Annotated in this window: 10 protein-coding genes; 8 read left to right on the top strand and 2 right to left on the bottom strand. The window is 51.3% G+C overall.

All coding sequences use genetic code 11. The features are described from left to right. The first annotated feature begins 150 nt into the window (after window positions 1-150). Genes GC56T3_RS12475 through GC56T3_RS12465 form a run of 3 tightly spaced genes read left to right on the top strand, consistent with a single transcriptional unit; the run spans window position 151 to window position 4055 of the window. Window positions 151-2442 (top strand): glycosyl hydrolase family 65 protein, encoded by a 2292-nt coding sequence (locus GC56T3_RS12475; protein WP_152333123.1) that lies wholly within the window; start codon window positions 151-153, stop codon window positions 2440-2442. Between the two features lie 38 nt (window positions 2443-2480). Further along, window positions 2481-3464: an NAD(P)-dependent oxidoreductase gene (locus tag GC56T3_RS12470; RefSeq protein ID WP_013145805.1), complete on the top strand. Its 984-nt coding sequence runs from the start codon at window positions 2481-2483 to the stop codon at window positions 3462-3464. A gap of 18 nt (window positions 3465-3482) precedes the next feature. After that, window positions 3483-4055: a DegT/DnrJ/EryC1/StrS aminotransferase family protein gene (locus tag GC56T3_RS12465; RefSeq protein ID WP_013145804.1), complete on the top strand. Its 573-nt coding sequence runs from the start codon at window positions 3483-3485 to the stop codon at window positions 4053-4055. Here GC56T3_RS12465 and GC56T3_RS12460 read toward each other — a convergent pair. Next, window positions 4041-5522 carry a transposase gene (locus GC56T3_RS12460; protein ID WP_083778780.1) on the bottom strand — a complete coding sequence of 494 codons (1482 nt, stop codon included), beginning with the start codon at window positions 5520-5522 and terminating at the stop codon, window positions 4041-4043. The genes GC56T3_RS12465 and GC56T3_RS12460 overlap by 15 nt on opposite strands. A 441-nt stretch (window positions 5523-5963) precedes the next feature. On the opposite strand from GC56T3_RS12460, the gene GC56T3_RS12450 reads away from it, so the two are divergent. The 3 genes from GC56T3_RS12450 (at window position 5964) to GC56T3_RS12440 (ending at window position 7190) form a co-directional block, all read left to right on the top strand. Further along, window positions 5964-6206 (top strand): hypothetical protein, encoded by a 243-nt coding sequence (locus GC56T3_RS12450; RefSeq protein WP_011230660.1) that lies wholly within the window; start codon window positions 5964-5966, stop codon window positions 6204-6206. Next, the gene (locus GC56T3_RS12445; protein WP_033012322.1) at window positions 6193-6561 is read left to right on the top strand and encodes a PIN domain-containing protein; all 369 of its coding nucleotides are present in this window, start codon (window positions 6193-6195) and stop codon (window positions 6559-6561) included. The genes GC56T3_RS12450 and GC56T3_RS12445 overlap by 14 nt, the downstream gene beginning before the upstream one ends. A gap of 65 nt (window positions 6562-6626) precedes the next feature. Further along, a complete protein-coding gene (locus GC56T3_RS12440; protein ID WP_013145802.1) occupies window positions 6627-7190 on the top strand; it encodes a Uma2 family endonuclease in 564 nt (187 codons plus the stop codon). A gap of 204 nt (window positions 7191-7394) precedes the next feature. On the opposite strand, the gene GC56T3_RS12435 is transcribed toward GC56T3_RS12440, so the two are convergent. Continuing rightward, window positions 7395-9134 (bottom strand): NFACT RNA binding domain-containing protein, encoded by a 1740-nt coding sequence (locus GC56T3_RS12435; protein ID WP_013145801.1) that lies wholly within the window; start codon window positions 9132-9134, stop codon window positions 7395-7397. A gap of 312 nt (window positions 9135-9446) precedes the next feature. Here GC56T3_RS12435 and GC56T3_RS12430 point away from each other — a divergent pair, with 312 nt between their 5' ends. After that, window positions 9447-12140 carry a cation-translocating P-type ATPase gene (locus GC56T3_RS12430; protein ID WP_013145800.1) on the top strand — a complete coding sequence of 898 codons (2694 nt, stop codon included), beginning with the start codon at window positions 9447-9449 and terminating at the stop codon, window positions 12138-12140. Between the two features lie 153 nt (window positions 12141-12293). Further along, the gene (locus tag GC56T3_RS12425; protein WP_013145704.1) at window positions 12294-13658 is read left to right on the top strand and encodes an ISLre2 family transposase; all 1365 of its coding nucleotides are present in this window, start codon (window positions 12294-12296) and stop codon (window positions 13656-13658) included. Window positions 13659-13694: the final 36 nt, after the last annotated feature.

The raw sequence follows: 13694 nt of genomic DNA, 5'->3' as shown, positions 1-13694 counted from the left end.
CTCCTTTCGAATGTTGGGTGACACTTTCATTCTACTGGAGATTCGCCAGCAAGAGCTGTTTTTATGCTTGATCAAGTTTATCTAGCACCACGGGTATATAAGGGGTAGTGCTGAATCAGCACCTTTTTGTATAGGGAGGAAGTAGTCACCTTGAGTAAAGAGTGGATTATAGAGCAAACGTTTTACGACAAAACAGCTAACTCCTTTTACGAAACATTATTTGCTCTTTCCAATGGATACGTCGGAGTGCGTCTAACGACAGAGTTTGAAAGCGTGTATAGCATTCCGGGGGCGTTTTTTGCCAATGTATACGACTATGGTTTGTCCGTACCTAACCACATCGTAAACGCTCCCAACTGGCTGGATACCAAGATAATCATTAATGATGAAAGAATTAACTTGGACTATGTCGATATACTCGATTTTAAGCGCATACTTGATATGAAGCGGGCATTTGTAAAGACTTTTGTCCGTTTTCGTGATTCGCAAGGGCGAATAACTCGATACACTAGACTTGATCTCGTTCATGGGGATAATCTTCACCTTGCGATGTCACGGGGGTGGATTGTTCCTGAAAACTATGACGGTCAAATTTCTATAGAAAGCGCTCTTAATTACCGGATAGGGAATGCATACCACGGTGGGTATTTTAACCAGTGTGTTCGGTCACATCACTGGGAAACTATTTTCCATGAGAGTTCCCAAGGCATTACGGATTTATTAGTTCGCACCCTTAGAACAAAAATTGCGCTTGCGATCCAGACACAATTTACAGTTAGTGAGGAGGCAATCTATACACCCTTATTTGAGCGCAATCGCTGTGGTACAGTGGCTACGTTTAATGTTTCTAAAGGAAAAGTACATACATACACTCAATACGTTACATTTGCCACAAGTCTTGATAATCAGCATCCAATGGAATTTGTTCGGACAATGGGTGTTGAAGTAAGTCAGGCAGGCTTCGAGGAGCTCTTATTTCTACATGAAGTTGCTTGGGAACAAAAATGGCAAAAAGCATTTGTCGACATCAAGGGAGACTCTAAGGCGCTGGAAGGGATTCGTTATGCCGTGTTTCATCTGTTAGCGGCGCCGTATACGCGGAAATGGGGAACCAATATTCCCGCTCGTGGTCTTACAAGTGAATATCATAATGGTCATTTTTTCTTCAATACTGATCTCTACAAAGTGCCGTTCTTTTGTTGGGTGGATCCCGAGGTCGCTCGCTCTCTTATATCATATAGGATTAACACTCTCGAGGCAGCCAAGGAACATGCCAAGGAATTGGGTTATAAAGGAGCTCGATGGTCGGAAGAATCGGACTACGATGGCCGGCCTGCCGGACCTACGACATTGACTAATTATGTTACAGGAGTAACGACAGAAGAATGGACAGGTCGGATGGTTCATTATATAGGCGCTAACGTTGCCTTTTCAATTTGGACATATGCGACAATTACAGGTGATTACGACTTCGTAATTGAACAGGCTTTTGATTTATTGATTGAAATCGCTCGTTTTTATTCCAACTTGGCCGAATACAATCCTGGAAACGGTTGTTATGAGTTCAAAAACACCATGGGGCCCGATGAGTATCACTATCCGGTTAATAATAGCTTTTATACCAATCAGTTAATAAAATGGACGCTGGGCTATGTCATTGATGTTGTGCAGCAATACCGCAAAAAAACAGGTATGCTTGGAGTATCTGATCAGGAGTTACATGTTTGGAATCAACTTCATCAAAGAATACGAAAACCGCGTCAGGATGCAGAAGGGGTTTATGAGCAGTTTGATGGGTATTTTGAACTTCCGGACCAGCAAGTAGAAGCTTACGGGGGTAACGGACGTCCTGTGATTCCTAATGAAGTTAGGCAATTGTCTGCTAATTTTAAGGGGGTGGGCACCAAGCTGATAAAGCAATGTGATGTGGTCATGTTAATGTCCTTGCTACGTTCTCACTTTAGTGTTGAATCCAAGCGAGCCAACCAAATGTACTATGATGCTCGAACAGTACATGAATCTTCATTGAGTGCGACTCATGCGGGGATTGTTTCTGGCGATGTTGGAGATGTGGAAAGTGCTTATCGCTTTTTCCTTATGTCAACACGTTTTAATTTAGATTTTGAGCCTCGTAAAGGATATAACAATGGTCTCCATTTGGGTTCCTTTGCAGGAGGCTGGCTGATATTGCTGTACAGTTTTCTGGGAATCCAGATTAACGACGAGAGGCTTGAAATTAAGCCGCAGTTACCAAACGAGTGGCAAGAAGTGACTGTCCATCTGATGTGGCGTGGCCGACAGTTGCGCATATATGTTGATCAAAGGGGCATAAGAGTGGGACTTCTTTCCGATGAACGGGAACCAGTTGAGTTGAAAATCTGTGGGAAACTTTTTCGGCTTACAAGCGAAATGGATGTGTATGTTGATTTGGGTTATGTTTGAGTATTTTAAATGTTTTCAATATGTAATGGGGTGAAAACATGATTCTCGTCACAGGTGGAGCGGGGTACGTTGGGGCACAGCTGGTTGAAGAATTGATTCGTGACGGTTACAAAGTACGAGTTCTTGATTGGTTTATCTACGAAGACAATCCTTATTCGCCAGAAATTGATGCAGTCATTGAAAAAATAAAGGGTGACATTCGTAATGCGGAAACCGTAAAAAAAGCACTTAACGGTGTAGATACTATTTTTCACTTGGCGGCTATATCGAATGATCCTAGTGGGGATCTTAATCCCCATTTGACGTGGGAGGTGAATTACCATGGAACGCTTCAGTTGCTCCAATTAGCAAAAAATGCTGGGGTCAGGCGATTTATTAACGCATCCACAGCCAGTGTATATGGCGTGCAAGAGGCTGACCGTGTTACGGAAGATTGTGTATTGCGCCCTATTACAGTCTATGCTGAAACAAAGGCACGGGCTGAAGACGAAGTATTGGCCTGTAATTCGAAGGAGTTTACAACTGTAAGCGTTCGACCCGGGACATTAGTGGGATACTCTAGGCGGCTTCGGTTAGATCTTGTTGCAAATATTTTTGTGTGCCAAGCCATGACCAAGGGGAGAATTTTGGTGATGGGTGGCCATCAGATGCGTCCTCTTCTGGCGATCGAAGATATGGTTTCTGTATATAAAATGCTTCTTCGAGCAAATCCAAATGTTGTGGGTAGGCATACCTTTAATGTCAATACCGACAACTTTTCGGTGATGAAAATTGCGGAACTGGTTGTCAACTGCGTGGGTGAACCTGTTGAGATAGAGGTAGCTCCAACAAACGATTCTAGATCCTATCGTTTGTATTCAGGGAAAATTACAAAGATTCTCGAATGGACACCGAGAAGAGATATTCGCACTTCGATTGAATGTCTCGTACAACGGTTTCGACAAGGGGATATTGAAAATCCACATGAAAAAAAATATCGCAATGTCGATCTGATGAAAGAACTTCAGTTAGCACTTTATTAAAGTCAGGGAGGAGCTCTGATGTGGAGAGTACCTTATGTTGATCTCTCAATTGATGGAGATCTTAAAAAAAAGATCTTAGATGGTATTAGTAATGTACTGACTCGTGGTCAGTATATTCTTGGTGAGGAAGTAAAACAGTTCGAACAAAATTTTGCATCTCTGGTAGGTAGACGGTTTGCTGTCGCGGTTAATTCTGGACTTGACGCTCTAATCATCTCTCTCCGCGCGTTAGGTATTGGGGCTGGTGATGAGGTAATTACTGTTGCGAACTCTTTTGTAGCGACGGTAGCTGCTGTTGACATGGTTGGTGCCATTCCTGTATTCGTGGATGTTGGCTCGGACCGGAATATGAATCCGTTGTTGTTAGAAAGCGTAATAACCAAACGTACGAAAGCGATAATTCCTGTCCATCTTGCCGGGCACCCTGCTGACATGAAGGCGATTCGATCCATTGCGGGGAAGTACGGGCTTTGGGTGCTTGAGGATGCGGCTCAAGCTGTTGGTGCACAGTGGCAAGGTGAAAAGGTCGGAAATATGAGTGATATCGCGGCGTTTAGTCTACATCCATTAAAAAATCTAGAAGGCCGGTGAATTAATGGGGCATAGACTTCCCTCATGTCGAATTTTGGAGACCATTCTCCCCGCCATTTGGCGCCAAAGGACGGGAAGACGAGCAGGACTTCCTGCTCCCAATTCCGTTTTTGCGCACGCCAAAGAGCCGGTCCCCCCTCGTTTTTTTCGAAACCGGCACAATCGCTTCAGATTTTGCACGACGGCGGTCAACAGCGCCTGTTCTTCCATGGCGTAAAGGCCCCGGCTTCGGGCCCGGTCCAGCCCATGACATTCCTTCCCTTCGGCGAACACATGCTCACAACGCGTGCGAAGGGCTTGAATCGATCGATAACCGCCCTGTTGCTGAATGAGCCTCGCTTGGTTGCGAATCTGAACGTCTCGGACTTTCGCCTGGCGTTGTGCTTCCTGAGCGGGATCCTTCGCCCGGCGCTTCCAGGTTGGAATCTCCTCCATCTCCTTGCGGCGCAGCGACACGAGCGGCGTGATGCCTTGGACGAAGAGCGCTTTCAAATACTCCGTGGTGCCATACGCTTTGTCCGCGGACAAGGTCCGAATCGTGATCGACGGGTGGCGAAACCGAATCGAAGCCAGCTGCTCCAAACTCGTCTCCCGTTCCGCCGTTCCGGTGGCGAGGCTGGCCCGTCTGGACAAAATCACGCGCGACCGGACGTCGATGACGTCGTGCACCAGATACCGAGGATACGCTTCCTGGCCTTTGCCTTTCTTGTACAACCGGGCATCCGGATCCGTCACGCTTCGATGGGTCCGGTTGGAAAACGTGGTTCCACGGAAGTTTCCTCGTTCTTCGGCATGGACGCGTTCCCCTGATGGGGGAGACGGAGAAGGCGGGTCGTCATCGGGATCCCGGTCCGCATCCGGGGACTCGGTCTGTTCATCTTCCCGGGCGGTGCGGGCGAGGTAGTCCTCCAACGTTTCCACCGGAGCGAGCTTGACTTCCCGCAAGCTGTGGATCGAAGCATTCGCCCGCACTTGGGTGCCATCGGCCGCCGCATGCACATCCGGCGAGACCAGACCCGCCGCGATGCACTGATCTACCACGTAGGTCATCAGCCGATCAAAGATTCCGTGTTGGCGCCAGCGTTTCCGTGTTTTGACGAGCGTCGTTCGATCCGGCAGTGTGGGGTGATGAGGATCCGGATGGAGCACGGATTCAAAGTCGAGACCGCAAAACCACAAGTATCCGGCATGCATGGGGAGGATCTCATACAACTCCCGCTCGGAGTGGTCGAACAAATACGAGAGCAGCATCAGGCGAAGCAGCCGTTCCGGATCCGCCGCCGGGCGACCCGTTTTTTCCGTGTACAGGGGAGCCACCCAATCGTGAATGACGGAAAAGTCAACCGCTTCGTTGATTTGGCGCAGGATATGATGTGGGGGAATCAGGTCCTCCATGTCGATGACTTGAAACAGCCGAGGCTGAGTCGAAGGGTTTTTGGGAGCTTTCATGATCCGCTCACGCTCCATTCCAACGATTTTTCTTCCTTTTTCGACATAAGCTCCCTAAATCCCTGCCTTAGAGTGTACTTTTTCACCGGCCTTCTAAAGTGGGAGATAGGAAGAGCTTATGCAGTGAGAAAAGCTGGGGGTAATATGTATCTTCATGTCAGACCGTGATAACATAAACAAAGGGGGTAAGCTATGTTACTGAAAACATTTCTATTATTAGGAGAAGAAGGGATATCCGACGTTAAAAAAAGTTTTTCTATCCTGAAAATACCCGAACTTCAAAATGTGCAAGGTTTCAGAGTTCGACATAGCGGCATTTTCATCCCTTCGATGGTGACGAAATCTTTTTGTCATGGGAGTCTATATAGATCGTAAAGTGAATTTTCATCTCATGATGTACAATGAACGGGTATAATATGTTTAAAAGGATCCATCTTCCTTGAAAGGAGTGAAAACGTTATGGATTTTGTAAGAGTAATCAAAAACAGCAATGACTTAGAAAAGATCATCGATTTGCCTCAATCATTAAAAAATAGAAAAGTGGAAGTCATTATTCTTCCTTATGCGGATAAAGAAGATTTGGAACAGCCAAAAAAAAGGAATCTAAGAGGGGCTCTGTCCAAATATAAAAATGAGACTTTGCAAGCCCGAGAAAGCGATGCTTGGTCTAAAGCTGTGGTGGATCAATATGAAAATCATTGATGCGAATATTATTTTAAGATATCTGCTTAATGACCATGATGAGTTGTCGGGCAAAGCCGCAACGATTATTGAAGATAACAAAGTATTGTTGCTAAGAGAAGTAATCGTTGAAGTTGTTTATGTTCTTGAAAAAGTGTACAACGTAAAAAATGACGAGATCAGCGATATTCTTTTAGAATTGCTCAAATACGATAATATCGAGGTGGATGATATCGAGGTCGTAGAGGAGGCGCTTGCTCTGTTTGGCAAAAGGCGCTTGGACTTTGTCGATACCCTTTTATACGCCTATAACAAAGTGAAGGGATATCAAGTGTATACTTTTGATAAGAAGCTGGATAAGATGCTTGAGGAATAGCCGGCCATTACGGCTGTTGCGTTCTTCTTTTGGGGAATATGTAAGCGACAAAGGAGAAGATGCCGATGTCCTTGCCTCGGTTTTCCAATGTGTCGTACGAGCAATATTGGGCGTTGCGGGAACAAAGCGATGAGTGGCTTGAATATATTGATGGCGCTGTGTATATGGCTCCGTCGCCAAGCATCAAGCATCAGCTTGTTTCGAGCAACCTTCATACCGAATTGGGCCTTTATTTTCGTGGGAAGCCGTGCAACGTGTTTGCGGCGCCGACCGATATCGAACTGGCTAGCGACAAGTTTCCCGATCGCAAAGTCGTCATTCCGGATTTAAGCGTTATTTGCGATTCAAAAGGGTTTACGGAAACGAAGTATGTCGGCGTGCCTACTCTTATCGTTGAGATCTTGAGCCCTTCCAACCAGGCGCACGATTTAGTGACCAAATTCAATTTGTATATGGCGTACGGTGTGAAAGAGTATTGGATCGTCAATCCGATGAAAGAGGCGATTACCGTCTATACGCTGAACGAGGAAGGACTGTATGAGCAGGCGGATGTGAAAGCGGGAACGGGTGTGGTGCAGTCGGCATGCTTTCCCGGGCTTGAAGTGGCTCTTGAGGATGTGTTTCGTTGAGACGGATGGCAGACGTGCATGGAGTTGCATTCGCGATGGCGGCTTGTGGTTGACTCGACAAGTTTGCAAAGCGGGCTGTCCGTAAGGCCAATGCAGCTGGTCTTACAGACAGCCCGCTGTCTTTTATGCGGTGCTGGACCGTTTCGGTTTGCGGGAGTTCGCGCGAATCGCCCGATGCCGTGTTGGGCGGCCATTGGGGCGGGTTTACGATGGTTTCGCCGCTTGTTCTTTTTGCCGCTGTTTCATGGTGCGGACGAGTTCTTCATCCGGTGTGACGTAGAGCGTTTGCTCGTGTTCGTAAATGACAAATCCCGGCTTGGCGCCGCTCGGTTTTTTTACATAGCGGATGCGCGTGTAGTCGACAGGCACCGACCCGGAGTGGCGGGCTTTGCTGAAGTAGGCGGCGAGATTCGCCGCTTCCAAGAGCGTCTCGTCAGACGGCTGCTTGCTCCGGATGACGACGTGCGAGCCGGGAATGTTTTTCACATGCAGCCAAACATCGTCCTTATGGGCCAGCTTTGTTGTGAGATAATCGTTTTGTTTGTTGTTTTTGCCAACGAGTATTTCCGTGCCGTCGCTTGCGACGTAGCGGTCAAGCTCAGGGACGGTGGTTTTCCGCTTTTTTGCTCCTTTCGCGGCGCGCGGGCGCAAATAGCCTTGTTCGATGAGCTCGTCGCGGATTTCCTCGACATCTTTCGGCGAGGCGGTTTCAAGCTGGCTTAAAATCGTGTCGCAATAGGCGATGTCTTCTTTCGTCCGCTCGATTTGTTCTTGAACGACGGCGAACGAGTTTTTCGCTTTTTGGTATTTTTGAAAGTACTGTTGCGCGTTCTCGGACGGCGATTTTTGCGGGTCGAGCGGAATGGTGATGGTGCCTCCGTTTTCGTCGTAGTAGTTTGCGACCTCGATTTCCGTCATGCCGCGCTTTATGGCGTACAAATGGGCGGTGAGCAGTTCGCCGTACAGTCGATAAACGTCGGCTTTCTTTGCTTCTTCGAGCGTCTGTTCGAGCTTGGCGAGCTTTTTCTCGTTTTTCGCCTTTTCGTTCGCCATGAGCCGCTCGATGTCATGGGCTTGCTGCTTGACGCGGTCGCGCTCGGCCTTGCCGAAATAAAAGCGGTCCAATAGCTCGCTTGCACTCGCAAACGGTTGGCCTTCGATTTTTAAGTGCTTAAGCGGCAAAACGTAAAACCATTCTTTTTCCCCGTTCGTGTACATCATCGGGGCAAAGCGGCGGTGCCGAACGTCATCGATGAGCGCGAGGAAGCTTTTCGGCAGCGTTGTCCGGTTGGCGAGCCCAGCGCGGAACACCGCCTCATTGGCAAATAGCGGCGAAAGGCCGCTGAAGGCGGAAACAAGCTGATGGGCGAGCTTGCCGGCGTGAAAATCAAGTTTTTTCAGCACCGTTTCTTCCGTCGCTTCAAGCGGATTCAGCTTGCCGTGCGTCGGCGGGGCGACGTACGGATGCCCGGGAAGCACCGTCCGGTAGCGGTTGACCGACGGCGGCAAATGCTTCAGGCTGTCGATGATCGTGTTGGTCGATGCATCAACGAGGATGATGTTGCTATGGCGGCCCATCACTTCAATGATGAGCCGCTTCGTCTGCAGATCGCCGAGTTCATCGCGGCCTTTTGTGTCCATGACGATGATGCGGTCGAAATCGACTTGACGGACCGACTCGATGATGCTTCCTTCCAACTGTTTGCGCAGCCGCATGCAAAACATCGGCGGCTCGGATGGGTTGTTGTACGTTTCGTTTGTCAAATGGACGCGGGCGTACGTCGGATGCGCCGACAGCATCACTTTATGATTATGGCCGCGGGCGCGCACGAGCATGACGATCTCATACGCCGACGGCTGGTGGATTTTCGTGATCCGCCCGCCCGCAAGCGCCTCTTCGAGTTCACCGACAATGGCGTACGTAAACACTCCGTCAAAGGACATGGAAAACACCTTTCTATTTCGTTTGTTTGCTATTTCGATCTTACCATACGACCCGCCGTTTTGAACATTTCTTTGAATATTACCTGAAGACGGACGAAGATGCCCGACGAACATGTTGCATAAAATGGGGAGGCCTGCTTTTTTGACACGATTTTTTCCCTTATGGGGGGATGGCGTGGCAAAGGGTCCACGACTCCTTATGTTTGTGTCGCTAAACATCATGGCGGGGACTATCATTTTTTGGGACATGTATGAATAAGCATAGAGAAGCAGGAACGGCGTGCGAAAAAATGAAAGGACGGAGGGAGACAGATGCAATGGCATACGCTCGCGGCAAGCGATGTCGCGCACGAGACGAAGACGAATGTCAAGACCGGGCTTACTGCGGCGGAGGCGGAAAAACGGCTGCGGCAGTTCGGGTACAACGAGCTGGCGGAAGGGAAGAAGGAGTCGGCCATCGTTGTCTTTTTTCGCCAGTTTCAAGATTTTATGGTGCTTGTGTTGCTGTTGGCGACGGTGATTTCCGCGTTTTTAGGCGAGTATGTCGATGCGGTGGCGATTGTCGTCATCGTGATCATGAACGCCATCCTGGGGTTTATCCAGGAGCGGCGGGCGGAAAAGTCGCTTGCCGCCTTAAAACGGTTGTCCGCTCCGCAAGCGGTTGTGTTGCGCGGCGGGGAGTGGGTGAAAGTCCCCACGCGCGAGCTTGTTGTCGGCGATGTGGTGAGGCTTGCAAGCGGCGACCGGGTCGGGGCCGACGTCCGCTTGATTGAGGCGGCCGGCCTGGAAATCGAGGAGTCGGCGCTGACGGGCGAATCAGTGCCGGTGGCCAAATCCGCCGCCCCGCTTCATACAGCACAGGCGTCGCTCGGCGATTTGCACAATATGGCGTTTATGGGGACGCTCGTGACAAGAGGGAATGGGGTCGGGATTGTCATCGCCACTGGGATGAAAACAGCGATGGGACAAATCGCGACGATGCTCGAAGAGGCGGATGCGGGGGCAACCACGCTCCAGCGCCGACTCGAGCAGCTTGGGAAAATTTTGCTTGTCGTCGCATTGGCGCTGACGGCAGCGGTCGTGGCCGTAGGTGTCATTCAAGGGCACGACCTGTATGAAATGTTTTTGGCTGGTGTGTCGCTCGCGGTCGCCGCCATTCCGGAGGGGTTGCCGGCCATTGTGACGGTCGTCTTGGCGCTTGGCGTGCAGCGGATGATCAAACGAAACGCCATCGTCCGCAAGCTTCCGGCGGTGGAAACGCTCGGCTGCGCTTCGGTCATTTGTTCCGACAAAACGGGGACGATGACGGAAAACATGATGACCGTCACGCAAGTATGGGCAGGCGGGCGGACATTTGCGGTAAGCGGCGTTGGTCTTGAAACGGATGGCGAGTTTTCTGAACGCGGCCGGACGGTTGATCCGAACCGCGTTCCCGAGCTCGCTCGCCTATTGACAATGGGGGCGCTTTGCAATAGTTCGGAGTTGAAAGAGGAAAACGGCCGACGTTACGTCGACGGCGATCCGACGGAAGGAGCGCTGCTGGTCGCGGCGGCCAAAGCTGGATTGGCGAAAGGAATGCTTTTGCGTGAGTACACGATCGAACAGGAGTTTCCGTTTGATTCCGAGCGGAAAATGATGACGGTGATCGTCCGCGACCGAAACGGCCGTCGGTTTGTCGTGACGAAAGGGGCGCCCGATGTGCTGCTTGAGCGGGCGGACCGCCTTGAATGGAACGGCCGCGAGCAGATGCTGACCCCGGCGTGGAAAGAAACGATCGAGAAGGCGATTCGCCAGATGGCGTCTTCCGCCTTGCGCACGATCGCCGTCGCGTATCGGCTGCTTGCGGAAACGGAACGGATCGAGTCGGAGAAGGATGCGGAGACAAAGCTTCGGTTTCTCGGCGTCGCCGGCATGATCGATCCGCCGCGCCCTGAGGTGAAGCAAGCAGTGGCGCGATGCAAAGAGGCAGGCATGAAAACGGTGATGATCACCGGCGACCATGTGTTGACAGCCACCGCCATCGCCAAACAGCTTGGCGTGCTGCCGCCTGGCGGAAAAGTGATGGATGGGGCGACGTTGTCGAAGCTGTCGGTCGATGAGCTCGAACGCGTAGTTGATGAGATTTACGTGTTTGCCCGCGTCGCTCCGGAGCATAAGTTAAAAATTGTCAACGCCCTCAAGCGTCGCGGCCATATTGTTGCCATGACCGGCGACGGGGTGAACGATGCGCCCGCTCTGAAAGCAGCCGATATTGGCGTCGCCATGGGCCGGTCGGGGACAGAGGTGGCGAAAGAGGCGGCGTCGCTCGTTTTGTTGGATGACAACTTTGCGACGATTGAGGCCGCGATCGAAGAGGGGCGCAACATTTACGAAAACATTCGCAAGTTTATCCGCTACTTGCTCGCCTCGAACGTCGGGGAAATTCTCGTCATGTTGTTTGCGATGCTGCTTGCCTTGCCGCTGCCGCTCGTGCCGATTCAAATTTTATGGGTCAATCTTGTCACCGACGGTTTGCCAGCCATGGCGCTCGGGCTCGACCAACCAGAAGAAAACGTGATGAAGCGGCCGCCGCGCCGTCCCGATGAAGGGGTGTTCGCCCGCGGGCTCGGCTGGAAAATCGTAAGCCGCGGCTTTTTGATCGGCGTTGTTACGCTGGCTGCGTTTCTGACCGCCTATGAACGGAGCGGCGAGGATCTCGTTTACGCCCAGACGGCGGCGTTTGCGACGCTTGTGTTGGCCCAATTGATCCATGTGTTCGACTGCCGTTGCGACCATTCGGTTTTTGACCGCAGTCCGTTCGGGAACATATACCTTGTCGCGGCGGTGATCGTGTCGCTGCTTTTGCTCGTTGTCGTCATCTATTACCCACCGCTTGCCGCAGTGTTCCATACGAAGCCGCTCGCAGCGGTCGATTGGCTGCTCATCATTGGCTTGTCCGCCTTGCCGACATTTTTGTTTGCTGGCTCGCGTGTGAGTAAAATATTTGTGGGTGACATTCCGAAATGATCCCCGACGAGGGTTGCGAACTTTTGTTCGCGACGCTCGTCGGGGCCACCAAGCGAAGCGCGGTAGAAAAAAGCAAATGTCATGCAAAAAGGACTCTCTCCCTGCTATGATGGTGATTGTCAACATCAACCGAAAACAGGAGGGAGAGAGTCCATGAAACATCTTACCACAGAATGGCCTTTATTAAAAGAGCTGGAGGAACAATTAGTCAGAACTCTTCAAAAGGTGTTCGCTGTCTTGTTGGCGGCCCTTTTGGAGGAGATTGATCAACAACTGGCGGAAGCGCGGGACAAGCGCCGGTATCAGCTGAAAGACAAACGGCCGACTACGATCCAAACGCTGTTTGGAGAAGTGACGTTTCGACGGAACTACTACTATGACCGGCAAACGGGGAACTATACCTTCTTGCTGGATGCCGAATTAGGCTTTGATGGGGCCCGATCGATCAGTCCTTGCCTCGAGGAAACGGCGGTCGAGTTGGCCGTAGAGTGCTCTTCCTACCGCAAAGCGGCTCGCACACTCGAGTCGATCGTAGGGTATGCGGTCATGAGCCACGAGGCGATTCGCCAACTGGTGCTGGAGGCCCCTGTCTCGCTGCACCACCCTGTTTCCAAACGGCACGGCCGAGTGCTGTTTGTGGAGGCGGATGGGCTGTTCATTTCCCGCCAGGGGAAAGGGAAACGGGCGAAAGAAGAGAAAATCCTGGCGATTCACGAGGGATGGAAACGAAACGGTTCGCAGCTTGAGCTGGTAAACCGGCGCCACTACCTCCATGAAGGGGCGGGAGACGTGTGGGAACGGTTTGAAGAGTGGCTGATGAACGAATATGCCTATGATCCGTGCCGGGACCTTTTGATCATCAACGGCGACGCGGCGTCGTGGATCACGGCCTGCCGGGAGTATTTTGGGAAGCGGGCGTGCTTTCAGCTGGATCGATTTCATGTGGCGCGGGAGCTGCGTCAGTGTCTGTCCGGCCATCCGCGTTGGCGGGAGGTGCGGAAGAAGCTGGCGAAACAAGACGAAGAGGGGCTTCTGGTGGAGCTGAACAGCGCGGTCGGCACGTTGGAGGACGAAGCGAAAGAGAAGCAGATGGCTGCCATGATCCGCCGGATCGAGTCGATGCCGGGATGCATCCGGGACTATCGGGAGTGGCTGTCGGAGCAAGGGGTGGAGACGACCGGCATGCGTCCGATGGGCCACGCCGAGAGCGTGATGAGCCGGTTTGCGCATCGGGTGAAATCCCGCCGCAGCTGGAAAGACCAAGGGCTTCGGGCGTTTCTGAGGGCGATGGCGGCCCGAATCGACGGGATCGGGTGGAGAAAGGGACGGTGGGAGGAGCAAGAGCCCCAGTCGGCCGTCTCGGCCTCAACAAAGTCCAAGCGGATCGAACAGGCCAAACGGAAGGCCGGACGGTTATGGGCAGATGTGGTGCGTCAGAATCTACCGTGTCTGCAGCGGTCATCCGGGACGCCGATCCATCAAGCGTTGTCGGCGCTCCGGGATGGTGGTTGGGTGTAAAAAAATGGAATATCGTATCATCGCCTCAAGATGAGG

It is taken from the genome of Geobacillus sp. C56-T3, from assembly GCF_000092445.1.
In the GTDB taxonomy this organism is placed as follows: domain Bacteria; phylum Bacillota; class Bacilli; order Bacillales; family Anoxybacillaceae; genus Geobacillus; species Geobacillus thermoleovorans.
The sequence above is the reverse complement of the archived record's forward strand: the minus strand, read 5'-3'. Positions and strand labels throughout refer to the sequence as shown.